Origin of the sequence: Pseudomonas sp. J380, from assembly GCF_009827115.1 — a bacterium.
Classification (GTDB): Bacteria; Pseudomonadota; Gammaproteobacteria; order Pseudomonadales; family Pseudomonadaceae; genus Aquipseudomonas; species Aquipseudomonas paracarnis.
In genome coordinates this window covers 159,636-183,673 of record NZ_CP043060.1, presented here as the reverse complement: position 1 = coordinate 183,673, position 24,038 = coordinate 159,636, and the positions used below count along the sequence as shown (strand labels likewise).

At 62.6% G+C, this 24,038-nt stretch carries 21 protein-coding genes; 6 read left to right on the top strand and 15 right to left on the bottom strand.

The window, feature by feature from the left end; genetic code table 11:
- The first annotated feature begins 66 nt into the window (after positions 1-66).
- From FXO12_RS01115 to FXO12_RS01090, 6 genes are all read left to right on the top strand, one after another.
- Positions 67-3,240: a hybrid sensor histidine kinase/response regulator gene (locus FXO12_RS01115; RefSeq protein ID WP_160049504.1), complete on the top strand. Its 3,174-nt coding sequence runs from the start codon at positions 67-69 to the stop codon at positions 3,238-3,240.
- Positions 3,241-3,263: 23 nt separating this feature from the next.
- The gene (locus tag FXO12_RS01110; protein ID WP_054898360.1) at positions 3,264-3,911 is read left to right on the top strand and encodes a response regulator; all 648 of its coding nucleotides are present in this window, start codon (positions 3,264-3,266) and stop codon (positions 3,909-3,911) included.
- Between the two features lie 198 nt (positions 3,912-4,109).
- On the top strand, positions 4,110-4,712 hold the full coding sequence (locus FXO12_RS01105) for a fimbrial protein (RefSeq protein WP_014719104.1): 603 nt from the start codon (positions 4,110-4,112) through the stop codon (positions 4,710-4,712).
- Positions 4,713-4,787: 75 nt separating this feature from the next.
- A complete protein-coding gene (locus tag FXO12_RS01100) occupies positions 4,788-5,528 on the top strand; it encodes a molecular chaperone (protein ID WP_014719105.1) in 741 nt (246 codons plus the stop codon).
- Between the two features lie 85 nt (positions 5,529-5,613).
- Entirely contained in the window at positions 5,614-8,124 is a 2,511-nt protein-coding gene (locus FXO12_RS01095) for a fimbria/pilus outer membrane usher protein (protein ID WP_057975006.1), read from the top strand.
- A gap of 59 nt (positions 8,125-8,183) precedes the next feature.
- Positions 8,184-9,020 (top strand): 5'-nucleotidase, lipoprotein e(P4) family, encoded by an 837-nt coding sequence (locus FXO12_RS01090; protein ID WP_060773025.1) that lies wholly within the window; start codon positions 8,184-8,186, stop codon positions 9,018-9,020.
- 171 nt (positions 9,021-9,191) lie between these two features.
- Here the strand turns inward: FXO12_RS01090 and FXO12_RS01085 are convergent, their stop codons facing one another.
- The 15 genes from FXO12_RS01085 to gspG form a co-directional block, all read right to left on the bottom strand.
- Complete coding sequence (locus tag FXO12_RS01085) at positions 9,192-9,614, bottom strand: RidA family protein (RefSeq protein ID WP_032896335.1); 423 nt, start codon at positions 9,612-9,614, stop codon at positions 9,192-9,194.
- An 11-nt stretch (positions 9,615-9,625) separates the two neighbouring features.
- Positions 9,626-11,209 (bottom strand): FAD-dependent oxidoreductase, encoded by a 1,584-nt coding sequence (locus FXO12_RS01080; RefSeq protein ID WP_057975007.1) that lies wholly within the window; start codon positions 11,207-11,209, stop codon positions 9,626-9,628.
- 10 nt (positions 11,210-11,219) lie between these two features.
- Positions 11,220-12,143, bottom strand: coding sequence for an ABC transporter substrate-binding protein (locus tag FXO12_RS01075; RefSeq protein WP_034128214.1), 924 nt, complete (start codon positions 12,141-12,143; stop codon positions 11,220-11,222).
- Positions 12,144-12,161: 18 nt separating this feature from the next.
- Positions 12,162-12,935: an amino acid ABC transporter ATP-binding protein gene (locus FXO12_RS01070; protein ID WP_057975008.1), complete on the bottom strand. Its 774-nt coding sequence runs from the start codon at positions 12,933-12,935 to the stop codon at positions 12,162-12,164.
- The gene (locus FXO12_RS01065; protein WP_057975009.1) at positions 12,928-13,899 is read right to left on the bottom strand and encodes an amino acid ABC transporter permease; all 972 of its coding nucleotides are present in this window, start codon (positions 13,897-13,899) and stop codon (positions 12,928-12,930) included. The genes FXO12_RS01070 and FXO12_RS01065 overlap by 8 nt, the downstream gene beginning before the upstream one ends.
- 19 nt (positions 13,900-13,918) lie before the next feature.
- Positions 13,919-16,312, bottom strand: a complete 2,394-nt coding sequence (locus FXO12_RS01060; protein ID WP_057975029.1) for a TonB-dependent siderophore receptor — start codon at positions 16,310-16,312, stop codon at positions 13,919-13,921.
- Positions 16,313-17,358: 1,046 nt separating this feature from the next.
- Entirely contained in the window at positions 17,359-19,485 is a 2,127-nt protein-coding gene (gspD, locus tag FXO12_RS01055) for a type II secretion system secretin GspD (protein ID WP_057975010.1), read from the bottom strand.
- A 5-nt stretch (positions 19,486-19,490) separates the two neighbouring features.
- The gene (locus tag FXO12_RS01050; RefSeq protein ID WP_057975011.1) at positions 19,491-19,991 is read right to left on the bottom strand and encodes a hypothetical protein; all 501 of its coding nucleotides are present in this window, start codon (positions 19,989-19,991) and stop codon (positions 19,491-19,493) included.
- Positions 19,988-20,590, bottom strand: coding sequence for a type II secretion system protein GspM (gene gspM, locus FXO12_RS01045; protein ID WP_020300756.1), 603 nt, complete (start codon positions 20,588-20,590; stop codon positions 19,988-19,990). Before gspM ends, FXO12_RS01050 begins: the two co-directional genes overlap by 4 nt.
- Positions 20,565-21,557, bottom strand: coding sequence for a PilN domain-containing protein (locus tag FXO12_RS01040; protein ID WP_057975012.1), 993 nt, complete (start codon positions 21,555-21,557; stop codon positions 20,565-20,567). Before FXO12_RS01040 ends, gspM begins: the two co-directional genes overlap by 26 nt.
- Positions 21,554-22,255, bottom strand: coding sequence for a hypothetical protein (locus FXO12_RS01035; RefSeq protein WP_057975013.1), 702 nt, complete (start codon positions 22,253-22,255; stop codon positions 21,554-21,556). Before FXO12_RS01035 ends, FXO12_RS01040 begins: the two co-directional genes overlap by 4 nt.
- Positions 22,252-22,857: a prepilin-type N-terminal cleavage/methylation domain-containing protein gene (locus FXO12_RS01030; protein WP_057975014.1), complete on the bottom strand. Its 606-nt coding sequence runs from the start codon at positions 22,855-22,857 to the stop codon at positions 22,252-22,254. Before FXO12_RS01030 ends, FXO12_RS01035 begins: the two co-directional genes overlap by 4 nt.
- Positions 22,854-23,186 (bottom strand): type II secretion system protein, encoded by a 333-nt coding sequence (locus tag FXO12_RS01025; protein ID WP_014719114.1) that lies wholly within the window; start codon positions 23,184-23,186, stop codon positions 22,854-22,856. The genes FXO12_RS01030 and FXO12_RS01025 overlap by 4 nt, the downstream gene beginning before the upstream one ends.
- Positions 23,183-23,608 (bottom strand): GspH/FimT family pseudopilin, encoded by a 426-nt coding sequence (locus FXO12_RS01020; RefSeq protein WP_057975015.1) that lies wholly within the window; start codon positions 23,606-23,608, stop codon positions 23,183-23,185. The genes FXO12_RS01025 and FXO12_RS01020 overlap by 4 nt, the downstream gene beginning before the upstream one ends.
- A 7-nt stretch (positions 23,609-23,615) precedes the next feature.
- Positions 23,616-24,026, bottom strand: coding sequence for a type II secretion system major pseudopilin GspG (gspG, locus tag FXO12_RS01015; protein ID WP_087715863.1), 411 nt, complete (start codon positions 24,024-24,026; stop codon positions 23,616-23,618).
- Positions 24,027-24,038: the final 12 nt, after the last annotated feature.

Here is a 24,038-nt window from a genome sequence, read left to right as displayed (position 1 = left end):
CGGCCACGATCATAAGGAGTAAGCTCCATCCAGTGCCGATTTATCCTGCGCCTGCGGAAACCCCTGATGAAGCACAATAACGCGATTCTCGAAGCCTTTACCCGCAGCTCATTGCGCCTGAACAAAGGCTTGATGGTGTTGATGGGAATCGCGTTGCTGCTGATGCTGACCAATTACTGGTCTCTGCACCGGGGCGTCGAAATTCGCTACAGCGCGATGCGCTTTCACTTTGCGCGGCTGATGGAAAACCTCGCAGAACAGCAAACCTACCTCAAGAGCCTGACACACCCCGGCATCCAGGCCGAACTGCTGCACGCCACCAACGTGCAGGTCAGCCTCAAAAGCCGCATGGTCGACAACCGTCGCACGCTGTACGAGGGCCAGAAGTATTCGTTTTCGGTGCCCTTCAGCGTCAAGTTCGATGAACAGCAGATCAGCACCGCCGCGAGGCCGCCGATTTTTGCCCTGGGTGCGCACTTGACCAGCTACTACAGCGCCTTCTGGTCCTCCTCGCCGTACGAGGCGCCGCAAACCTTCCTGCTCAATCGCCAGGCCGACTACGCCATCACCATTCCGTCCGTGGGCTATCAGCACCGGGAAAGCCCCGAGGATACCGACAACCCGGTGGCCCGGGTCAACGCCGTGCAGCAAATCCTTGCACAGGCGCCGCAGCCACTGGAGCAGAATCGGGTGTATTGGCAGGCCGGCCCCGAACCCGAACATTTGCTGGCCTACATCGGCCTGCCACTCGACGCCCAGGGCCAGGCCGTGATCGGCACCCTGCTCGACGTGTCGCAGGTCGACGATGTACAGCGCGCGCTGAATCACTCGGCGTTTGATCGCTTTACCCTGATTGGCCCTGACGGTAACCGGTTGATTGGGCCAGCCAACCAGGCGCAGCTCAGCGATGGTGTGCATTTCACGGCCGACGGCTTTGAATTCAAGGTCACCGAGGCCGGCGACCAGCCCTGGAGCGCGGTCTATGGCCTGAACTACTCGCACTTCTTTCACTCCGCATTGTGGCCGTTGAGCACCATGGCGTTGGTGCTGTTCAGCCTGATTACACTGGGTTGGGCTGGCAGCCGATGGTATCGACGCCAGGTGATCACCCCAGCACAACTGGCCCACGAACGCATCGCCGAAAGCGTGGCGTTCAGCCGCGTGATCATCGACACCGCACCCACTGGGTTATGCGTTGTGCGACGCAGCGATGGCAGGGTATTGATCGAGAACCAGCGCGCCCAGCAGTGGCCGGGCACCTCACGCCTGGTGGAGGCAATGGCCGGTAAGCAAGATGGCGCCGAGAGCGGTGAGACGCACTTGGAGATCGAAGGCCGGCACCTGCAGATCGGCTTTGTGTCGACCCGCTATCAGGCTCAAGACGTACGCCTGTATGCATTCAACGATATCACCCGGCACATCGAAGACGCCCAGGCCCTGGAAGAGGCACGTCATGCCGCCGATGCGGCCAGCGAGGCCAAGACGCTGTTCCTGGCAACCATGAGCCATGAGATCCGCACGCCGCTTTATGGCGTGCTCGGCACCCTCGAATTGCTCGGCCTGACCGACCTCGACCCGCACCAGAAAACGTACCTGCACACCATCCAGCGTTCGTCCGCCACACTGTTCCAACTGATCAGTGATGTGTTGGATGTCTCGAAGATCGAGTCTGGGCAAATGGCGATAGAAGCCGTGGATTTCTGCCCGCTGGACATGCTCGAAGATACCTTGCACACCTACGCCGCCTTCGCCCGGCGCAAGGGGTTGCAGCTTTACAGTTGCATCGACCCGCAGTTGCCGAACTGCCTGATGGGCGATCCGATGCGCATCCGCCAGGTCCTCAATAACCTGGTGAGCAACGCCATCAAGTTCACCGACTTTGGGTGCGTGGTGATTCGTGCCAGGGTGGTGGGCAGCGACGCCAATAATGTCGACCTGGAATGGCAAGTCACCGATTCCGGCGTTGGCATTGCCGAGGCGCAGCAGGCCAAGCTCTTCGATCTGTTCTACCAGGCACCGGACACCGCCAGCGAAGGCGGCACCGGGCTTGGCCTGCCGATTTGCCGGTGGCTGGCGCAGATGATGGACGGCGAAATCCGCGTGGTCAGCGAGCCCGGGCTGGGCAGCAGCTTTACCCTGAAAATGCGCTTGCCACTGTGTTGTGGTGCACTGACCAACCTGCCGCTGATCGAGCCCAGCTCGACGCCGGTGTATGTGCAGGCACCGGTACGCGAACTGGCGCAGGCAATGAGTGACTGGCTCAACCGCTTGGGAATCACCGCCGCCCTGGCCGCGACCACCCAGGACAAAGACAGTCACCACGCGGTACTGGTAGAACTGTTACCCGGCGATCCCCCTAAGCCATGGCCCGGCCAACGTGTGCTCTGCCTGCCCGGTGCACACAGCCCGCCGCTGCACACAGCCCAAGGCTGGGTGGTGGATATGCACGACATACGCACCATCGCCCCCACCGTATCACTGGCGCAGCACGGCAGGCACGAGCAACCCACAGCGACCCGGCCACAAAGCGCCGGGCGGCTAGAGCTGCGCATCCTGGTGGCCGAGGACAACCCGGTCAACCAGGCGATTATCAAGGAACAGCTGGAGGCGCTCGGTTGCTCGGTGAGCCTGGCCGCCAACGGTGAACAGGCGTTGCAGTTATGGCAACCGAAGGCCTTCGACCTGGTGCTGACCGACGTGAACATGCCGTTGATGAATGGCTATGAACTGGCCAGAACCTTGCGTGAGCATGATCCACACTTGCCGATTATCGGCGTGACCGCCAATGCAATGCGCGAGGAAGGCGTACGTTGCCTGGCAGTGGGCATGAACGCCTGGATCGTCAAGCCCTTGAGCCTGCAAACCCTGCGCGATCAGTTGATCAAACTGTGCAAAGTCAAGTCGCCGGTTGAGCCTGACGCCCAAGTATTCGACGATCGCGTGCAACTGTCGGACAAGATGCGCCCGCTGTTCATCAGCAGCGTGCAGCAGGATATGCAGCGCATCGGCGCGGCCCTGGTCCAGCGTGATGCTCATGGCCTCGGCCAATTGCTGCACTCGATCGCCGGCGCTCTGGGCGCAGTGCAGGCGCTCAGCCTGGCCCAGGCCTGCATCGAACTGGAAAGCGCACTTAACCGCGGCAGCCTCGACACAACGCTTGAGCTCAAGGTGAAGACTGTGATGCAGCGTCTGTCGGCCGTTCTGGAGACTCTCCAGCTCGGGCACTCTTCACTCACTTGAACTGGCACTACGGACGGCCCTTTATGAAAAAATTCAACGTGGTAATCGCGGACGATCACCCGATCGTGTTGCTTGGCGTTCGCGAACTGGTAGAGCGTGACATGCGCTTTCAAGTCGTCGGCGAGGCCGTGTGTTCGGCCGGCCTGATCGAGCTGTTGCAGCATCAAGGCGCTGACATCGTGATTACCGACTACAACATGCCGGGCGACTCGCCTTATGGCGATGGCCTGAAGCTGGTGGAGTACCTCAAACGGCACTTCCCGCAGGTACAGATCCTCATCCTGACCATGATCTCCAATCACCTGATTCTCACCCGCCTGCAAGAGCTGGGCGTGGTCGGCATCATCCAGAAAAGCCAGTTGCATACCGAGATTCAACTGGCACTCAAGGCGATCGCCCAAGACAGCGACTATCGCAGCCTGGAGCCGCCAAAGACCTCGGTGATAGAGACCCTCACGGCAATTGACGAGCGCTTTACAAGTTTGTCACCCAAAGAGTTCGAGATCCTGCGCCTGTTTATTTCCGGCATGAGCGTGAGTGACATTGCGCGCCGCCAGAACCGAAGTTCAAAGACCATCAGCGCACAAAAAGTATCGGCCATGCGCAAACTTGAAGTGAGCAGCGACCAGGACCTTCTTGCTTATTGCCTGGAACGTAACATCTTCAACTAACGCATAACTTGCAAGCCATTTCTGGACAATGGCTTCGCCCTTTGTTTTCTGGCTCTTCACTGCTGCAACCGTGCAAATAACCTGCCCGCCCCAGCGCTTATAAGAATCGTCTTATTCGCTCCTACCGCCTCGTCGCCTACTCTTTGCTCGCAGTTCAACAACAGCACTTTTTTCCAACTAAACCTTACGGACATCATCATGAAGAAGTTTTCCCTGGCTGTTATCGCCTCGGCTATTATCGCGGCCTCCGGCAGTGCATTCGCCGAAGGTGAAGCAGCAGCGCCAACCCTGGGCGGCAGCGGCAAAATCACCTTCACCGGCGTGATCAACAACGACGCGTGCTCGGTGGACGGCGCCAACTCCGACCGCACCATTTCGGTGGACATGGGCAACGTTTCGATCAAGGACATGGGCACCGCGGAAAACCCAACCGCAGGTCGTGTGACCGCCAAAGACTTCAACCTGAACGTCAACTGCAACCAGGGCACCAAGGTCGCCATGATCTTTGACGCCAACAACGGCGGTTCCGGCCTGGTCACCGGCAAAAAAGTACTGGCCCTGAACCCGGGTTCGGCCACTGCACAAAACGTCGGTATTGCCCTGCTGGACAGCAAGGGCAGTCTGATTGACCTCAGCTCGCCAAGCACCGCACGCATTGAAAGCACCATGCACGGTGCCGGTACTGAAGGCGGCGACGCCACCCTGAGCTTCGCGGCCGCCTACGTCACTACCGCAGCGGCGGGTTCGTCGACCGCCGGTCGCGGTGACGCCACCCTGCCGTTCATCCTGCAATACGAATAATTCGGCGCACCGGGCACCGAACGCGCGAGGCCTTGCGGCCTCGCCATTGTCTTCTGATTACACCGGATAACCCTCATGCCGCCTCGTTCTATCGCCGCATGTCTGGGGCTGCTGGGCTTGCTCATGGCTACCCAGGCCGCCGCCAGCATTTCATTGAATGCCACCCGTATCGTGTTTGACGGTGACCACAAGGAAGCCAACATCACCGTGCGTAACGGTAACCAGGATGTATTGATTCAATCCTGGGTCGACATGAACGACGCCAGCGCCAGCCGTGCACCGTTTGCCGTCACCCCGCCACTGGCCCGGGTATTCGCCAAGGAACAACAACTGCTGCGCATTCTGTATGAGGGCACCGGCATGCCCACGGACCGCGAGTCGGTGGTGTGGCTCAATGTGCAGGAAATCCCCCAAGCCAGCGAATCCGAGAACACCTTGCAGTTGGCCATCCGCCAACGCATCAAGATTTTTTACCGCCCTGCCGGTCTTACCGGCAGCGCGCTGCAAGCCCCTGCACAGCTTGAATGGACGCTGGCCAAACACGGCAGCCAAACCCTGTTGCAGGTGAAAAACCCGACGCTGTACCACGTGTCCATGGCCGACATCAAAGTGCAGGCGGTAGTGGCCAGCGACTCCACCATGATTGCGCCCGGCGAACAAAAACAGTTTGCGCTCAGTGCTCCAGTTGCCAGCGGGCCGGTGCGGTTGTCGTTTTCCAGCATCAATGATTACGGCGCGCAGAATCACTACAGCGCGCCACTGTCTAGCGGCACTGCGCTACCGGCGTATGCGACTGAATCGCGACTTAACCCCTAAGCACTTTCGCTAACTCACAAGCTCACTTCGCGTGCGTGTTTGCGTGCCCGACTGTCCGTCAATCAGGGATGTCATAGGTCTTCGCATGTCTTTTCTTTCCAGCAACAGGCCCGCACGTGGCGTATTGAAGTTGAAGACGCTGTCGCTGGCGATTGCTGCCAGCTTGCCCAGTCTGACCATGGCCGATGATGCTGCGCAAACCTTCAACACCACCTTCCTGCAAGGCTCGCAGTCGCCGGTGGACTTGCAGCAATTGCTCTCGGCCAACAGCGTGCTGCCGGGCAATTACCGCGTCGACCTGTACAGCAACGAAATGCTGGTGGGCCGACGCGATATCGATTTCAAGCGCAACCCGAAAAACGGTCGTGTAGAAGCCTGCCTGACCCTCGACCTGCTCAAGCAACTGGGTATCGACCTGCACCGTTTGCAGGCCGAGGGCAAACTTGACCCGCAGCAGCCGCAGGACTGCTACGCCCTTGCCGACATGATCGAAGACGCCAGCGTGCGCTACGACAGCAGCCGTCTACGCCTGCTCGCAAGTATCCCGCAGGTGGCGATGCAGCGTGGCTTGCGCGGGTATGTCGACCCACAGTTGTGGGACGACGGTGTGCCCGCCGCTTTCATCAACTACCAGCTCAACAGCAGCCGCACCGCCGGCGACTATAAAACCCGCATTGCCAATAACCTGGGCCTGCGCAACGGCATCAACCTGGGGGCCTGGCGCCTGCGCAACGAGTCGAACCTGAGCGGCGGCACCGATCGCTCGAACACCTTCACCAGCAACCGCACTTACTTGCAGCATGACGTCACCGCGATCAAGGGCCAGTTCAGCGCCGGTGAGATTTTCTCCGACACTGACCTGTTCGACAGCGTGCGCTATCGCGGGGTCAAGCTCGCCTCTGATGATGGCATGCGCGCCGACAGCGAACGCGGCTATGCACCCGTAATCCGTGGGGTGGCGCAGACCAACGCGACGGTGGAAATCCGCCAGAACGACTACATCCTCTACACCGCCAACGTCGCGCCAGGCCCGTTTGAGATCAACGATATCTACCCCAGCGGCTCCAACGGTGACCTGCAAATCACCGTGATTGAAGCCGACGGCACGCGCCGGGTGACGATGCAGGCGTTCTCCAGCCTGCCGATCATGGTGCGCGAAGGCCAGGTGAAATACAGCGTCTCGGCGGGCACGTTCAAAAGCAATGCCGATGGCCTGGCCTCCCCGCGCTTTCTCAGCGGTACGCTGGCCTACGGCTTGACCAGCAACCTCAGTGGGATTGTCGGTGTGCAAGCCAGTGAGGACTACAGCGCGCTGTCGATCGGTGCCGGGCGGAACACCTCGTTCGGTGCGTTCTCCCTGGATACCACCCATTCGTCCAGCAAGGCCCAGGGGCGAACCTCCCAGGGCAGCAGCGTACGCGCCTTGTACGCCAAGACCTTTGCCGGCACCGATACCAACTTCACCCTGGCCGCCTATCGCTACTCCACCGAGGGCTATCGCACCCTCACCGACCATGTGGAAGACAGCAGCGAAGACCTGCGCGTACGCACCGGCCACTCGAAAACCCGCACCGACCTGACCATCAACCAGAGCATCGGACGCAACAGCGAATTCGGCAGCCTGTATGTGAACGCCAGCGACCAACGCTACTGGAATCGGGGCGGCTCCCAGAGCTTTTCCGCGGGCTACACCGGCAACTGGGGCGACCTGAGCTACAACCTTGGCGTGACGCGCACCAAGCAGATCGTCACCTGGGGCGAGCCGAGCAGCGACACGCAGGTGAACCTGTCGGTGTCTTTCCCGCTGGGCAGCCAGGCCCGCGCGCCACGGGCGTTTGTCACCACCAGCCACCAACGTGGCGATACCACCACCCAAGCGGGCATCAATGGCTACGTGGCCGATACCAGCGACACTTTCTATTCGGTGCAGGCCGGCCACAGTGACACCAGCGGCGACTCAGGCTCGGTGAACGTCAACAGTCGCACCGCCGTGGCAGATGTCAGCCTCGGTTACAGCCAGGGCCACGGCTACAACTCACAGAACTTCAACCTCGCAGGCTCGGTGGTGGCTCATGCGGGTGGCGTCAACCTGGGGCAGACGGTCAGCGAGACCTTCGCCCTGGCCGAAGTACCAGGCGTCTCTGGTGCCAAGATCAGCAGCTACAGCGGGGTGGAGACCGGGTACAACGGCTATGCCGTGGTGCCCACTGCGCAACCCTACCGGGTCAACTGGATCAGCCTGGACACCCGCGATCTGGGAGGCGACGTGGAAATCACCAACGCCACCCAGCAACTGGTGCCGCGCCGTGGCGCCATCGTGGTGGCGCATTACAGTGGCACTAGCGGGCGTCGCGTATTGTTTGAGTTGTTTGATGCCCAGCATCAACCGCTGTCGTTTGGTGCCTCACTGGAAGACGCCAATGGCAAGCAGTTGGCGATTGCCGATCCGAATGGCAATGCCTTGGCACTGGTGGAAGAGGATCAGGGCACGCTGATCATCAAGTGGGGTGAGCAGCATTGTCGTGCCACCTATGCGTTACCACCGCAGAACAAGGCGCTGAACTATGAGCGCCAGTCACTGGTGTGCACGCCTTGATTGTGCGGGTAATTGCGCTACTGTGCTGACCACGCGCCTACCCTCTGCGAGACTTGCTCATGCGTAACTTGTTATTCGCCAGTGTCTGCCTGTTGACCACCGCTCTGGCAGGCTGCCAGCAAACACCCCCGGCCAACGACCAACTCGATGCAGTGCTCTGGACCCAGACGTCCATCGAACACGAGCTGATCTACCGCCAGCTCTTCGCCAATGCCACCCGCCAACTGGATGTCGCCCTGGCCGACCCGAGCTGGGACGCCCTGCCCTTTGCCCCACGCAACATGGCCGGCTTGCCCCCGGCCGTGGTGGTGGACATCGACGAAACGCTGTTGGACAACGTGCCCCTCAACGCCCGCGATATCATCAATAATCAGGTCTATTCCTATGACCGCTGGAACACCTGGGTCAACCAGGCCAAGGCCCAGGCACTGCCAGGCTCGGTAGCGTTCCTGCAGGCGGCCCGGCAAAAAGGCATCCAGGTTTACTACCTCACCAACCGCGAGCACAGCCAGGTCGCGGCCACCGCCAAAAACCTGCGTTTGCGCGGCTTTCCGATTGAGAGCGACGCACAGATCCTGGCGGCCAGCACCCCCACCGGCCACTGCGAAAGCGCGGGTTATGGCAAGAACTGTCGTCGCCAGTGGGTCGCCAACCATGCCCGCGTGCTGTTGATGGCAGGTGACTCGCTGGGAGACTTTGTGCAAGCCGAACACAACACCCTGGATGCACAACGCAAGGCCGTCGAACCCTATGTGAATTGGCTAGGCCAGCGTTGGTTCCTGCTGCCCAACCCGAGCTACGGCAACTGGTATAGCGCGCCGTATGGGGATGATGAGAGCTTGCCGTTTGCGCAAAAACGCAGGCTCAAGCAGCAGGCATTGCTGTTGCAGGAGTAGGTGGAACCTCTGCCATGATGATCGTTCCCACGATCTGCATGGGAATACATTCTGTGACGCTCCGCGTCACCTTGTGCAGTGCGTGGCGCTTGCGAGGCGATGGGACGCGGAGCGTCCGGGGCGGCATTCCCACGCAGAGCGTGGGAACGATCCACACAGTGACGGGTGTGATCACACCGCCCTGGCCGCAATCGCCTCCACCTCCACCAACGCCCCCGGCAACGGCAACGCCACTACTTGCAACGCGGTGCGCGCCGGTTTGTTTGGCTGTTCGGGCGTGCCAAAGAACTGGGTATAGCCGCGCTGCAACCCGGCAAAATCCAGCTTGCCATCGGTCTCTTCGGCGCCGACCAGAAACACCCGTAACTGCACGATGTCGCCCAGGTCCAGGTCGTGTTGGCGCAGGATCTGGCGCAGTTTGTTGAACACTGAAACGCTCTGCACTTCGGTGTCGCCATATACCCCAGGCACCTTCGGGTCGGCGGGGTCCGGCAGCGTGCCGCTGACAAACACCAGGCTGGCCGAGGCCGGCACGGTGACGGTTTGCGAGATGGGGAATTCGCCGACGCTGGTGCGTTGGATGCTGTCGCTCATGGTGAGGCTCCTCAGGATGCGGCCAACGCCGCGAGTTGGTGTTGTTGGGTGATGCGCTCGGCCAGTTGCGCGACCACATGGCGCGCCGAGTTGGCTGCCGATTCCTGCCAGATACCCACGCCGCTCTGCACCAGGCCGTCGCCGGCGAAGTACACCCGGCCATGGGGCTGTTCAAGCAGGGCGTGGGCCTCGGCGGGGAAGTGTTCGCGTTGCAACCACGGGCCTTCGCTGTAGGGGATCTGCTCCCAGGACACCGCCAGAGGATTGCGCAAGTGCCTGGAATAACCTGGATGCAACAGCTCCACGGCTTGCCGGGAAGCGGCGTACTGCTGATCGAGGGGCTGGCCGCCAAACACGTCGGCACCCTCGCCGGTCACGTAACCGGCCACCAGCACGCCTTCGCGGGTGTTGAGGTCGTTGCTGGGGTACCACAGCAGGCGCGCCGGGTGCTCGATCCACGACAAGCCGCCGTAGGTACGGTAGTCGGTCTCCCAAAAGCGCGGGGATTGCCAGGCCACCTTGGTCGCCTGGTCGCTGCGGGTGATGAGCAGGGCCGCCTTGACCGGCGCGCTGAAGTCCGTATCGAGCTTGGCCAGCAGGGGCAGCGGCAAGGTGGAGACAAGAAAGTCGGCACACACCACCTGTTCACGGCCACTGTGCTGGTCGTGGTAAGTCACCGCCACGCCGTCCTCCAGCTGGCGGATCTGCCGCACCTGGGCGCCCAGTTGCACCTGCTCCTGCACGCGTCGGTAGAAGGCCTCGGTGATGCGGTCCATGCCGCCCACTGGCTGGAACATGGTGGCCGAAAACTCCGGGAATTCGGTGTGCAGTAAAGCCCCCCAGAGTTCCGGGTGCAGCAACCGCTCTAACGTCAACGGCCTGCGGCGGTCGGGCAAGGCGCCAGGGTGGGCGGCAGATTCAAGGTGCCCGGAGCGCAGGGTGCCTTCAAAAGCCAGCTCTTGGGACAGGTCACCGTACACCTGCAAAAAACCGAGCAGGCGTGTGCGCTCTTCGCCACTTAATACATCATCGAGAGCGTCGCGTTGCACCGCCTTGGCCAGCAACCCCGACAGATGCCCGCGGGTATCGTTGAGCGCCTGGCCGACACTGAACGCCGCTTGGCTGAGGTCCGGCCGCACCTGGGCGCCATGGCTGCTGTTGACCAGCACTTCCAACGGCACGCCAAGCTCACTGCAATAATCGAGGATCGTGCGGTGCTGGCTGGGGATGCGCGCCGGCCCGGCGTTGAAATACTGGCCTGGGTCAAACCCCACCGTCTGCGAGCGACCGTCCTTATAGTCCACGCGGTCGCCGTTACGCAGGGTCCAGGTGCGGCCACCCACGCGCTCGCGGGCCTCCAGCACCTGCGCACTGAAGCCGGCGCGCGTCAACTCCAGCGCAGTGACCAGCCCGGCAATTCCGGCGCCCAGCACCAGAACCCGAGCGCCCTGCCCCAGGTCGTCCTTGAGTTTCAGCGGTTGCGGTCGGCGGTGTGACGATGGGCCCAGGCCCAACACCGCCAATGCGTCCTTGACCGCCTTCTCACCGCCGACTGCGGCAATACTCGATAGCGCTTCACGTCGTGTCAGTCCCATGTCGATGCTCCTAGTCCGGCAGGCCCGGTGGGTTGATCAGCGACTTGTCGACGCGCTCGACATCCAGGCCCCAACGTTGGAGCACCTGCTCGTATTGGCCGCCGGCAATCGCACCCTGCAGTGCCGTGTGGATCGGCTGCACCAGGCCGTTGTCCTTGCGCGTGGTCACCGCGATATCCGCCTGCAACGGCCAGCCACCATTGACGGTGCCGACACGCTTGATGCCGCCGGTGATCGCTGCCGAATAGGCATACACCGAGTTCGGCCCGAACAGTGCGTCGCTGCGCCCAGACTGCACCGCCAGTTGTGCGGCGGCCTGGTCGTCGAAGTACTGCAACAACGCAGGTTTGAGGCCGGCTTTCTCATTGGCCTCGTTCCAGGCCAGCAGGACTTTTTCCTGGTTGGTGCCGGAACCGACAATGATCTTGAGCCCGGCAATGTCCGCCGCCTGCTTGATCTCACTGATCTTGCTGGTGCTCTTGACGTAAAACCCGAGCACATCCTGGCGGTAGGTGGCGAAGTCGAAACGCTTTTTGCGCGCCTCGGTCACAGTGACGTTGCTGATCACCGCGTCGTACTTGCCCGAGCTGACGCCCAGGGGCCAGTCTTCCCAGCTGGTCTGCACTACGTTGAGTTGCAGGCCAAGGCTGTCGGCTACCAATTGGGCGGTGTCGGCCTCGCTGCCGATGGTGGTCTTGTCGTCACTGGCCAGCAGCGCCAGCGGTGGCCCGGCTACGCCTGACACGGCCACGGTGAACTTGCCCGGCTGGGCGAACTTGAAGCCGGGCGGGATCTGCGCGATGGCCGCTTCATTGCGTGGCGCATGGATGCGCGGGCGATCGGGGCTGAGGTCGACCTGTTGCACGGCAAATGCGTTGTGGGCAGCGGCCCCGGCAATTGCCAGCAGGACGACACGGGCAGTGGTGATAAACATGGGCAGTCACTCCTTGAACTAAAGCACTTTGCCGAGAAAGGCCTGGGTGCGGGGATGTCGGGGTTGGCGCAGGATCTGTTCGGGCGGGCCTTCTTCGATCAGTTGGCCGTCGCAGAGGAACACCACGTGGTCGGCCACTTCGCGGGCAAAGCCGATCTCATGGGTGACGATCACCAGGGTCACGCCCAGTTGGGTCAGGCCCTTGATCACGTCCAGCACCTCGCCCACCAGTTCCGGGTCGAGGGCCGAGGTGGGCTCGTCGAACAGCAGCACTTTGGGGTCGAGCGCCAAGGCCCGGGCGATGGCGACGCGTTGCTGTTGGCCGCCGGAGAGCTGGCGCGGGTAGGCGTCGGCCTTGTCCGCCAGGCCGACCTTGGCGAGTAATTCATCGGCCTTGTCACGGGCCTGCAGCCGGCTCCAGCGCTTGTGCGCCAGGGGCGCTTCGGCGATGTTTTCCCAGGCGGTGAGGTGGGGAAACAGGTTGAAGTTCTGGAACACGAAGCCCACGTCGATACGGCGCTTGAGAATCTCGCGTTCGGTGAGTTCAAAAAGCAGGTCGCCTTTGCGCCGATATCCGACGTACTCACCGTCGATGGTGATATGCCCGCTGTCGATCTTCTCCAAATGGTTGATGGTGCGCAGCAAGGTGGACTTGCCCGAGCCGGACGGCCCGAGGATCACCGTGACCTTGCCAGGGTCAATGCTCAGGTCGATATGATCGAGTACCTGCTGGTTGCCAAAGCGCTTGCCCACGCCCTGGATCTGAATGCGCCCGGCGCGTGCTTCAGGCATGGGCCTTCTCCTTGAACCAGCGGCGCACGCGCTGCAACGGCGTGGGTGGCAGCACCCGCGCGGTGCCCCGGGCGAAGTGGCGCTCGACGTAGTACTGGGCGCTGGTGAGCACGGTGGTGATGATCAGGTACCAGACCGTGGCGACGATCAGCAACGGGATCACCGCCTGGGTGCGGTTGTAGATGACCTGCACGGTATAGAACAGCTCGGGCAAGGCCAGCACGTAGACAATCGAGGTGCCCTTGACCAGGCCGATGATTTCATTGAACCCCGACGGCAAGATCGAGCGCAGTGCCTGGGGCAGGATGATCCGGAAGATGCGTCGAGAGGCCGGCAGCCCCAAGGCCGCCGCCGCCTCATGCTGGCCGGCATCCACGCCAATCAGCCCACCGCGAATGATCTCCGCCGCGTAGGCCGCCTGCATCAGGCTCAAGCCCAGGACGGCCACGGTAAATTGGCTGAGCACATCCACCGTCGACCACTCGGCGAACACCAGGTCGGTGAACGGCACGCCTAGCACGATGTGGTCGTACAGGTAGGCAAAGTTGTAGAGGATGATCAGCACCAGCAACGCCGGCATCGACCGGAAAAACCAGATATAGCCCCAGGCCAACGCCGCCAGCAACGGCGAACCCGACAACCGCGCCAGGGCCAGCGCGGTACCCAGCAGGATGCTGAACACTGTGCTCAACAGCGTCAGCAGCAACGTCTGGCCCAACCCGCGCAGCACCGAGGACGAAAAGAACCACTGGCCGAACACCCCCCATTCCCAGCGCGGGTTGGTGGCCAGGGAGTGCACGATGGCGAGTAATACCAGCGCGGCGAAAATCGACCCGGCCCAGCGCCAGGGGTGCCGGACCGGCACCACGCGCAATGACTTGATCGGCGTGGCGGCACGGCGCTGGCGCAGCGGTTGGGCGCTGACTTCATCCAGCAGGTCATAGGGTTTGGCGACAATGGGCATGTTCTTTTCCTCGCAGGCCTCAGAAGGCGTAAGTCAGCCGGGTGTAGTAATACCCACCGGTAAAACCGTAGGGCGAATAGGTGCCGTAGCTGGCAACCATGGTGCTGCTCGGCACCCCTTGTTTCTTGGGATAGAGGTCGAACAGGTTCTTGGCGCCGATGGCGATGTTCAGGTCTTTGGTGAGGCTGTAGCCCAGGTCGAGGTCGGTGATCCAGCGGGCGTTGTAGACCCGGTCCAGGTCACGATTGGCCGATGAGTTCACTTCCTTGTACGAGCCGTAGCGGGTCAGGGCCAGGTTGAGGTTGAAGCGTTCGATACTCCAGTCACCGCCCAGGATCAGCTTGGTGTTGGGTTGCACGCCGGTGATCAGGTTGCGCGCCTGGCGGTCCATCAGGTCGTAGGACGTACCAAGAATGTGGGTGGATTCCTTGTAGTTGAGGATTTGGGTCTGGTTCCAGTTGAACGCGGCGGTCCACTTCAGCGCGCCGAACGCGCCCAGGTCCTGGTTGTAGCTGCTGACCAGGTCCAGACCTTTGGTGCGGGTGTCGGCGCCGTTGATAAAGTACTGGCCGCCGGAGGTGGAGTTGATGCCGTTGTTCTGCAACACCTGGGTGACTTCCGGGCCCAGCAAGGTGCCGGTAAGGGTGATGCGGTCACGCAGGTTGATCACGTAGGCATCGGCGGTGAAGCTCAGGCGGTCGGTGGGCGTGAGCGTGAAACCAAGACTGAAGTTGGTGGAGCGCTCGGGCTTCAACGCCTGCGCGCCTAGCGCCTGGGCCGCCGCCGAGCCCACGGGGAGCACGCCATAGTTGATCGACTGATACACCCCATCGACGACGCCATAGGTGGTGGAGCGCGCACTGAACAGACTGTTGGCCAGGGACGGCGCACGAAAGCCATTGCTCACGGTGGCACGCACCGCGAACTGCGGGGTGAAGTCGTAGCGGGTGGTCAGCTTGCCGCTGCGGGTGGCGCCCACGCCCTCGTTGTAATGCTCATAACGCACCGCCGTGCCAACGTACCAGTCCGGCAAGGGGTTGAAACCCACATCCACGTAACCGGCCAGGCTGTTGCGTGACGCGCTGCTTTCTTCGTCCGGTGAAATACCGTTGGTGACCTGTGCCCCGGACGACGCACAGTTACCCGGCGCCACGCAGTAACCGCCATTGGCATAAGACGCGTAATCGCCGGCTTGCACCTCGTAAGTGTCGCGCCGATGCTCGAAGCCATAGGACAGGTCCAAGGGCTTTTGCAGTCCGATGTCGAAGCCACGCTTGAAGTCCAGGTTGGTGGTCAGCTCGGTGGAAATCCAGGTACCGGAGGTGAAGCTGTTCGGCGTGGCTTCGCCCAGGGAAGGGTTCTGGTTGTGGGTGGTGCCCTGCTCCGCTTCGTTGCGCCCATAGGTGGTAGACAAGTCCCAGTCCCACTCGCCCACAGTACCCTTGCCACCAAACGCCGCCTGGAAGTCGTCCTCGTCGATGTACCAGGTCGGGGTGTACCCGGCCGGGTAACCGTTAGGCCCGGTGGTGATGGTGTTGGTGATGGTCGGCAGACGGAAGTTCTGCCCCTGCTCGGCCTTGCGTCGCGAGTAGGTGGCAAAGGAGTAGAGGCTGAGGCTGTCGTCGATCGGCAACTCGGCGTTGTAGCCCAGGGTCAGCAGGTTGGTCTTGGGCGTACCGTAGCCGCCATAGGTGGACTTGCCCGCCAGGCCATAGGCTTGCTCATAGCTGTAGCCGTTGGCGCTGGCCTTGTTGTCATCGTTCTGGCTGCGTGCATCCAGGGCCAGTTGCACGATGCCGCCGTTGCCGATTTCGAAGCCCTTGTTGAGGCTTTGCTGCACGGTCTGTTTCTTGCCGTCGTAGCCAAGGCCCGCGTGGGTCACCGAGGTACCGCGGGTGTCGGCCTTGAGGATCACGTTGATCACCCCGGCAATGGCGTCAGACCCGTATTGGGCAGCCGCACCATCGCGCAGCACTTCGACATGGTCGATGGCGCTGATGGGGATCAGGTCCAGGTCAGCCGGCGCCGCGCCGGTGTTGATGCCGTTGATATTCAAGGTGGCACTGGTGTGGCGGCGCTTGCCGTTGACCAGCACCAACACTTCGGCGGCGCTCAAACCCCGCAGGTTCGGTGCCCGGGCAATGCCGCTGGCGTCCCAACCGGTTTTTTCCGGCAGGGTCAGCGAAGGGATCACCGCGCTCAACGCCTCCATCAACCCGGGCTTGCCGGTGTTTTGCAATTGCCGGGCGCTGACCACGTCAATCGGCACCGGGCTGCTGGTGACCGTGCGCTGCTCGGCGCCACGGTTGCCGGTCACGACGACCGTCGACAAGGTGCTGTCATCCTGGGCCTGGGCTGCTGCGGCGAACAGCGACAGGGTCAGGGCAGCAGTAGGTTGCAGAATTTGCTTCATATCCATTCCCAGCTTTTTCCAAATCGCAAAGTCGGGCAGGCATGCGCCTGGCGCGACGTGGCCGGTAGTCAAAGGGGCGATGCGGCTTGGGCTAGGTGTGGGGCAAGCGAGGGGTTTGCAGTGGCAACATACGTTGAGCTCCCGTCCAACGACTCTGCTGCGGCGGGATGATTACCCGATCAGGCGCGCAGAATCTGAATCACGCTGGGTACCATCCGAGGTCAGGGGTAGGCTGTTGGGATCAAACATAACGGAATGGATTTTAAAAATATAATGCTATTTGGGCATAAGCTAATATTCTGTACTTTCATTATTTATAAAAACAATTATTCATAAAAATGATTTTTAATCTGAGCGCGCAGAACGCTCAAAGTGTGGGAGGGGGCGTGCTCCTGATGACTGTGGGCCAGTCAAAATGCATTTACTGACACGCCCCATCGCAACGGTAACTACGGACGGTAACCACGATGCGAAGCGAGCCGCTCTTGATCTTGATCTGCTTTTGATCTTAAGCGCCCCGTCAAACCACGCTGGCCGGAATTCGACAGGGATTTGGGGGGTAAACCGGCAGGGATGCCGGTTTAGCCGCCCCGCGCCATGGATGGCGCGTGGCGGCGGCCCCACAAATCACTGGCGGATTACGGGCACACCGAGCCAAAGCGAGGTGCCGAGTGGTGGGGCAAGAGCGTTTTGCTTACTTTTGCGCTTTTCAAAAGTGAGACGCCGTCAGGGCGGAACCCTAAGTGGCCGTTACCGCAGGAATGGATATGTACCCGGTATAACTGCGTCGCCTGTTAGGCCGCCTTCGCGAGCAAGCCCGCTCCCACAGTTTGATTGCGGAGTGTCAGGTAGATAGGTGTCGGCTGGTAGGCCGTTATCGCAGGCAAGCCAGCTCCCACATTTTTGATCGCGGGGTGTCAGGTTGATAGGTGTCGGCTGGCAGGCCATCATCGCAGGCAAGCCAGCTCCCACATTTTTGATTGCGGAGTGTCAAGCCACCATCGGGAGCGAGCCCCCTCCTACATGGGTACTCGGTGCAGCCAGGATCATTGAGCAGGGCGCAACAGCTGCATCTGCTGGCGATAATCATCCGTCACCTGCCGCGCCTGGCTGCTGCTGGTAATCACCCTCGGCGTAATCAGCACAATCAGCTCCGTGCGGTCCTTGGACTTGCTGGTATTGCCAAACAACCAACGCAACCCCGGAATCTTCCCCAGGTAAGGCACGGCACTGACGCTCTCAGCGTTGTCTTGCTTGATCAACCCGCCGAGCAGCACCGTCTGGCCACTCTGCACCGCCACCTGGGTGGACACCGAGCGCGTGGAGATACGCGGGTTCACCGGCGTCTCACTGTTCCCCGTCGGGTTCTGGGCATCACTGACCTGTTGCTGGATATCCATGTACACCAGCCCACCCGGATTGATGCGCGGCACCACATCCAGAATCACCCCCGTCTGCACATATTCCACACTGCTCAAGGTGGTGTCGGCGTCCCCGGTATTGACGGTGGTCTGACTGATGGGAATGTTGTCCCCCACCTGGATCTGCGCCGGCTGGTTGTTCATCACCACCAGCGATGGCGCCGACAGCACCTGGGTGCGGCCGTTGGTCTCCAGGGCGTGCAGGGCCACTTGCAGGTTGGAACTGACGAAGGAGTAGAACAACGAGTCCGCCGCCCCCAGCCCTGCCCCGCCACCGCCCAGGGCACCTTGGCTGCCGGAGGCGTTGGCCACCGTAGTGCTGGTGGAATTACCGGCCAGGCGGCCCAGGTACCACTGCACCCCCAGGTCCAGTTCGCCGGTGAGCTTGACCTCCAGAATGCGGGTCTCGATCTGCACTTGCAGCGGTGGGTTGTCGAGGCGTTTGATCGCCGCTTCGATTTCTTTCCATTGCGCCGGGCGGGTGCGCACCAGCAGTTGGTTGCTGCTCTTTTGCGCGGTGATGCGCGTGCCCGCTTCGAGGTCGCTGGTGGGCGATGCCTGGGTGTTTTCGGCAGGCTCGGATTCAGGTTCTTCGGCTGCGGGCACCGGGGCGCTCGCCTGCAAACCGGCACTGGTGGACGAGGACAAGGTGGTGGTACGCAAGCCCGGCGCTACTTTCGCCGGGGCGTCATCCTTGATCGCGCCGTTGCCGTAGATCTGCCGCAGGTACTTGGCCAGATCAGCGGCCTTCATATTGCGCACGTCGTACACATACATCTGCGGCTCGTTGCCGCCGCCCTCGTCGATGGTGCGGATCCAGTCGCCCACTTCGCTGAGGTACTGGGGCTGGGAAGAAATCGCCACCACCGAGTTGGTGCGCTCGACCGGCAAGAACCGCAGCATGCCGGCCAGGGGTGTGCCACTGTCCGCGCCGAACATGGCTTGCAGCTCGGGCATCAGCTCGGCCACCGAGGCGCGTTGCAGGCCGAACACCGCCACCGACATGCCCTTGAGCCAGTCCACGTCGAAGGTGTCGATGGTGTCCTGGTAGTTGGCCAGTTCGTCGGGCGTGCCGGCCAGGCTCAGGACATTGCGCGCCGGGTCCACCAACAAAAAAGCGTTTTCACGAGCGAAGGGTTTGAGCAGTTTCTGCATCTCGGTGGCCGAGATATAGCGCAGTGAAAACAGACGTGCCGAGAGGCCGCTGGCCGGTTGCGCCACGCGCATCTGCGGCACCAGCTTGCCCGCCACGGCCTGGTTGGCCGGCAGGATCACATAGCGGTTGCCCTGTTTGATCATGGCGTTGTCGGTCCAAGACAGCAGGGTTTCGAGAATCGACAGCGCTTGCTGTTTGTCCACGGGCTTGGAGGTGGAGAAGCTGACCGTGCCCTTCACGCCCTCGGCGATGCTGTAGTTCTCGTGCAGCAGGTCGCCCATCACGCTGTTGATCACGGCCTCGATGGGCTGATCGGCGAAGTTGAACACGATGTCGCCGCCCTGCTCCGGCACGTTTACGGGTGCCGCGGGCTGGCGCACAAACGCTTGATTGCCACGAATGAGCTGGCGCTGCGGCGGAGCCTGGGTGGCAGGTGGAGCGGTTTCGGCCACAGGCGCCTGAAGCGGCGGGCGTTGTGCGCCGGTGCCCTGCAGGGCCTCGTGCAGCAGGTCGTCGTCCGGGTCGAGGGTGTCGGGCAAAGATCCACAGCCGCCCAGGGAGACGGCGGTAGCCAGGCAAAACAGCGAAGTGCGCATATCGATCAAGGGAGAGACTCGCGGGGATGTGAGTTCAGGGGTAACCGCTTACCGTAGAGGCTCAGGGTCTGGGTGCGCCCGTCCAGGGCGAAACGGGCGTATTGCGGGGTCAGGTGTTCCAGGCGCCAGCCGTTGGGCAACGCCTGGCCCAAGCGTACCGTGAGCGTGGGGCCACCGGCTTGCTTGAGCATGGCCATTTGCAGGTTGCCGGTGATCATGATGCCGCTGAGGGTCAGGTTGGCCAGGCTCGCCACCTGGGTTTTACCCACCTCCCGGTCCGGGCGGCGATCCGGGCTGAACAGCGGCGCTTGCCAGGTACCGGCAAGGTCTTGCAACGCTGGCGTGGGAGCGGCCTGCACCTGGAACGAGGGTGGCGCGTGCACCGGTGCATCGGGTAACCACCGGGGGGCGTCGCCGATGCTGCTGAGGATCATCGCCATCAACAGCCCCAAGAGCCCGGCCACGCCGAGCCAGCCCCATTCAAGAGGACGCAAGGGGCCGATCATGGTGCCACCCGCGCCGGTTGCAGGTAGCCGCGCACCAGCAGTTGCACCGCCAGCTTGCCTGCCCCGCCACTGGCTGGCGCCTGTTTGTCGCGACGAATATGCAGCTCATCGACGAACAGAAAAGGCGGCTGATATTCCAGCCCATGCAGGATCGCGGTCAGCGGTTCGATGGCGCAATTGAGCGTGAGGCTGACCTTGACCTGACGATAGGGCTCGCTGTCGTTTTGTTCAGGCGTGATCGGCTTGCGCTGGGTGAGGTTGCAGCCGCCGCCGAGGTTGGCGTGGCTGTTGATCAGGTCGGCAAGACGCTGCATCAGGTCGGCGGCGACCACGTCCGGGTCGTCCCCCGGCAACAGGCTGGCGCTGCTGGCCGGGTCTTGCTGTGCTTGCGCCAGCTGTTCGCGCAAGGCATCGCCCTGGCGTATGACGCTGGCATAGCGCTGCTGCTGTTCACGCAACTGTTCGGCCTGTTCACCCATGGCCCGCAGCGGCCCGGCGAACCAGCTGTCGATCAACAGCCAATAGGCCGCGCCGAGCACCAACGCCAGGGTCAACAAGGCGGCGCCGCGGCGTTCACGGGGTGTGAGGGGTCGGCGCATCGGCGGCCTCCTGGCGTAAGTGGGCACGCAAGGCAAACTGGTCCTTGCCGCTGCGTGCGTCGGGTTGGATCACCCCTTCGAACTGCGCGTTGTCCAAGCGCTGGCAGCCTTTGATGCGGCTGATCAGGCCACTGGCCTTGGCGCTCTGGCCGGAGAAACTCACCTCGCCGTCCTTGACGTCCAATTGGTCGAGCCAGGTGTCGGCGGGCAGGCAACTGGTCAAGTCATTCAGCAGCGCGGCCAGGGGCGGTTGCGCCCGTTTACGCTGGCTGAGGTACTGCGCCGCGCCACGGGTGTTGAGCAGTTGCTGGCGCAGGGCGTGCACCTGGGCGACCTCGGCTTTTTGCTGTTGGACAGTGGCGTGCATGCTGTCGAGTACCCGCTGGCGGTCGTTGAGCCACAACAGCATCGCCGCGATCAGCAACGCGCCGCACAACCACGGCAGGCTGCGCTGCAATTGCTTGCCGGCAGGCCGCGAACGCGGGCGTAACGGCGCGGGCAGCAGGTCGATACCCAGGCCCGCCACATCCACGCGGTGTGGGTACAGGCCGAGGCTGGCGCAGTCAGTGAGGACCTGGTCAAGGCGCTCGCGCAGGATCGCCACCACCCTCACCTCCAGGTGGCTGGGTGTGCGCCGCTCCTGGCGGGCGACGAAGTAGAGCTGCTCGGCATTGAACGGGGTGTAGCGGTCCAGTTCATAGCCAACCACCTCCACGAGGTTGCGCGCGGCAGCCAGAGGCAGCTGCACGCTTTGCTGCAACACGGCGTCGGGGGCAAGCATCAGCACCTGGCGCGTATTGCCTGGGACCACCGGTGTCGTCAGCGGCCAGTGATGAACGTGCTCGGGCGGTTCCTGGAACGCCAGCCACTTCGGCACACAGCCGCGTAACTCCGTGAGCCACAAGCGCCAGCCTTGTTGCAGCAGGCTGCCGCGCCAATAGCGGGCAATCGGTTCGAGTTGAATCATTCTTGCCACCGCACCACCCGATAGGGCTGTGCGCTGTCCTCCGCAGGGCTTAGTAAAAGGGTCAGTCGCAGGCGTGCCTGATAGCCACCGGGGCGCTCGGCGCGGCTGTCGATTTCCACGACCTGGCCGGGGTCGACGCCCTCGGCGTCCTGGCGTGGCAGGTTCAACGCCTTGCGCATCAGGGGGCTGGCGAATGCCGGAGCGGGCCGGTCGAGGTCGCTCCACAAGGTGATGTGCGGCAGTAGTTGGCTGTAGAGCGCCGGGGTCATGCCGGGAAGTTGACGCACTTGCTCCAGTACCCGAAACGGCGCCAGGCCCTTATGGCGCCGCGTCTCAAGGGCCTTGGCCAACTGCTGGGCCTGAACCGGTGTGGCGCCGCAGGCCAGGGCCAGGCGCGTGAGGTCTTGGGGGGCAGCGTTGACCAGGTACAGCTTGCCGCGCTCACTGCGCAGACTGACCTGCAAGCGGGCGTCGTCGAAGGTCAGCGCCATAGAACGCCCGTCCGCCACCCACTGCCCTTGCGCCATGACCTGTGCGATACCGGCCTGGGCGGCCAATAGCGTCTGGGTGTGCTGGCGCAGCCACAGCGCCTGGCGACTTTGCAGCTGCACCCACCCGGCCAGGCCACCCAGCAATACGCTGAGCAAGGCCAGCACCCACAACACCAGCAACAGGGCCGCACCGCGTTGGCGCTTCATTCTTCGCTGCTCGCGCTGGACAGGTTCAGGCGCAGCGCAACCACTTGGGCGACCCATGGCACCGGCCCGTCGACGGAGGCGTCGATGCGCACCGCTGTGGGCAGGCGCCGGGGCCAGGGCCACGGGCTCAACCAGTCGGTGGGCTGGCCCAGTGGCGAGACACCGCGATAGCTGAACTGCAGCGCCTCGACGTTATGTAAAAGCACCTGCGGCTCATCGCGCTGCGCGTTGGCGTGGGAGGCCCTCTGCGAAAAAGCCACCTGCAGATCCTGCCCGACCCGTTGCAGGGTAAAGCGCTGGATTCCCCCGCCCAATACGGGCAAGGTCGCCACAAACTGCAGACGCTCAGGCGTGCCGATAAAAAAACCTTCGGCCTGGCTGTCATCGTCAGTGAGCTTTAGCGGCAGCGCCTCGCTGATCGAGGTGCGCAAAAACTGTTGGGCGGCGCGCATTTCATCCAGGCTGACGGTGTAGGCCTGGGCCTTGGCCACCGCCCGATTGGCCCCCAGCAACGCTGCGCTCACCAGCAGCAACAACACCGACAGCAAGCTGAGCACCACGAGCACTTCCAGCAGGGTGAAACCCTGCTCACGGCGCTTCACAGGCGCGCCTTCAAAGTGCTGAAGTGCGCCTGATGCGCGCCTTCACGCACGTTCAGGTCAAGACGAAACAGGTGCGGCTGTTGGCGGGTGCTGGTCAATTGCCAATGGATGCCGTCGAGTTGGCCTTGGCGGGTTCCTTCAATCAGCGGGCCGGCAGCTTCCTGGTCCAGCAGCGTGAGCGCGGCATGGGTAAGGCGGTCACTGCGGGCCACCTGGGACAAGGCGCGCGCGCTCTGGCCGAAGGCAACCAGCAACACGCTGCTGCACACCGCCATCAACGTCAGGGCGGCGAGCATTTCCAGTAAGGTGAAGCCGGCCTGGTGCTTCATGGCAGCGCCTTGGATTGCACACTGCCGGTGAGCCAACCTATGTCGATGCGCCAACGCCGGCTGCCGTTGGCCAGCAGCAGGTTGCCACCGGTAGAACTGCCGTCGGGATAGAACACCACGGCGGCCCCGGCCTGCTCGGCACTGTGCAAGGTCACTTGCACCTGCGCTGGCCACTGCTGTGACGCACGCCCTGGGGCCTGGAACGAGCGGCCCTGGAGGTCGAACTGAGTGCGCGCCGCCTGGCCGCTGACGATGGCGCTCGCCCGCGTGGCGCGCAGCGCCTCGACCATCTGCGCGACCACCCGGCGCTCCTTGGCCACCTGCAGCCCTTGCCGTACACCCAACCCCAACAACCCCGCCGCAATGCCGATCAATAGAATGACGACCAGCATCTCCAGCAGGGTAAAGCCTCGCTGGGCCACGGGCGGGTTATTCCCAGTTGCCCAGGTCGGCACTGTAGCCCTCGCCGCCGGGTTGGCCGTCCTGGCCGTAGAAGATCAGGTCGAAGGCACCGTGCTCACCGGGGAAGCGATAGCCGAACCCATGGCCGAACGGGTCTTTCAACTCCGAAGGCTTGGCGTAGGGGCCGGACCAGTTGGAAGCACTGGCCGGCTTGTCGAGCAGCTGTTGCAGGTTGTTGGGCGGCGCCCCCACGTCCAGGGCGTAGCTGTCGATCTTCATGCTCAAACTGGCCAATTGCGCCTTGCCCGCGCCGTACTTGCCCTTGTCCACATTGCCACCGACCTGGCGCACCACAATGGTTGCGACAATGCCCAGCAGCACGATCACCGCCAGCATTTCCAAAAGGGTGAAGCCGCCTTGGCGGTGTCGGGTTTTCATCGGTTCTGCTCC

What these genes read in the sequence shown, in the direction of transcription:
- FXO12_RS01050 (WP_057975011.1), bottom strand. Translation starts at nt 19,991, where the DNA reads ATGATCGGCCCCTTGCGTCCTCTTGAATGGGGCTGGCTCGGCGTGGCC.
- FXO12_RS01065 (WP_057975009.1), bottom strand. Translation starts at nt 13,899, where the DNA reads ATGCCCATTGTCGCCAAACCCTATGACCTGCTGGATGAAGTCAGCGCC.
- FXO12_RS01105 (WP_014719104.1), top strand. Translation starts at nt 4,110, where the DNA reads ATGAAGAAGTTTTCCCTGGCTGTTATCGCCTCGGCTATTATCGCGGCC.
- FXO12_RS01110 (WP_054898360.1), top strand. Translation starts at nt 3,264, where the DNA reads ATGAAAAAATTCAACGTGGTAATCGCGGACGATCACCCGATCGTGTTG.
- FXO12_RS01060 (WP_057975029.1), bottom strand. Translation starts at nt 16,312, where the DNA reads ATGAAGCAAATTCTGCAACCTACTGCTGCCCTGACCCTGTCGCTGTTC.
- FXO12_RS01070 (WP_057975008.1), bottom strand. Translation starts at nt 12,935, where the DNA reads ATGCCTGAAGCACGCGCCGGGCGCATTCAGATCCAGGGCGTGGGCAAG.
- FXO12_RS01095 (WP_057975006.1), top strand. Translation starts at nt 5,614, where the DNA reads ATGTCTTTTCTTTCCAGCAACAGGCCCGCACGTGGCGTATTGAAGTTG.
- FXO12_RS01090 (WP_060773025.1), top strand. Translation starts at nt 8,184, where the DNA reads ATGCGTAACTTGTTATTCGCCAGTGTCTGCCTGTTGACCACCGCTCTG.
- FXO12_RS01040 (WP_057975012.1), bottom strand. Translation starts at nt 21,557, where the DNA reads ATGATTCAACTCGAACCGATTGCCCGCTATTGGCGCGGCAGCCTGCTG.
- FXO12_RS01115 (WP_160049504.1), top strand. Translation starts at nt 67, where the DNA reads ATGAAGCACAATAACGCGATTCTCGAAGCCTTTACCCGCAGCTCATTG.
- FXO12_RS01100 (WP_014719105.1), top strand. Translation starts at nt 4,788, where the DNA reads ATGCCGCCTCGTTCTATCGCCGCATGTCTGGGGCTGCTGGGCTTGCTC.
- gspM (WP_020300756.1), bottom strand. Translation starts at nt 20,590, where the DNA reads ATGCGCCGACCCCTCACACCCCGTGAACGCCGCGGCGCCGCCTTGTTG.
- FXO12_RS01025 (WP_014719114.1), bottom strand. Translation starts at nt 23,186, where the DNA reads ATGAAGCACCAGGCCGGCTTCACCTTACTGGAAATGCTCGCCGCCCTG.
- FXO12_RS01035 (WP_057975013.1), bottom strand. Translation starts at nt 22,255, where the DNA reads ATGAAGCGCCAACGCGGTGCGGCCCTGTTGCTGGTGTTGTGGGTGCTG.
- FXO12_RS01075 (WP_034128214.1), bottom strand. Translation starts at nt 12,143, where the DNA reads ATGTTTATCACCACTGCCCGTGTCGTCCTGCTGGCAATTGCCGGGGCC.
- FXO12_RS01080 (WP_057975007.1), bottom strand. Translation starts at nt 11,209, where the DNA reads ATGGGACTGACACGACGTGAAGCGCTATCGAGTATTGCCGCAGTCGGC.
- gspG (WP_087715863.1), bottom strand. Translation starts at nt 24,026, where the DNA reads ATGAAAACCCGACACCGCCAAGGCGGCTTCACCCTTTTGGAAATGCTG.
- gspD (WP_057975010.1), bottom strand. Translation starts at nt 19,485, where the DNA reads ATGCGCACTTCGCTGTTTTGCCTGGCTACCGCCGTCTCCCTGGGCGGC.
- FXO12_RS01085 (WP_032896335.1), bottom strand. Translation starts at nt 9,614, where the DNA reads ATGAGCGACAGCATCCAACGCACCAGCGTCGGCGAATTCCCCATCTCG.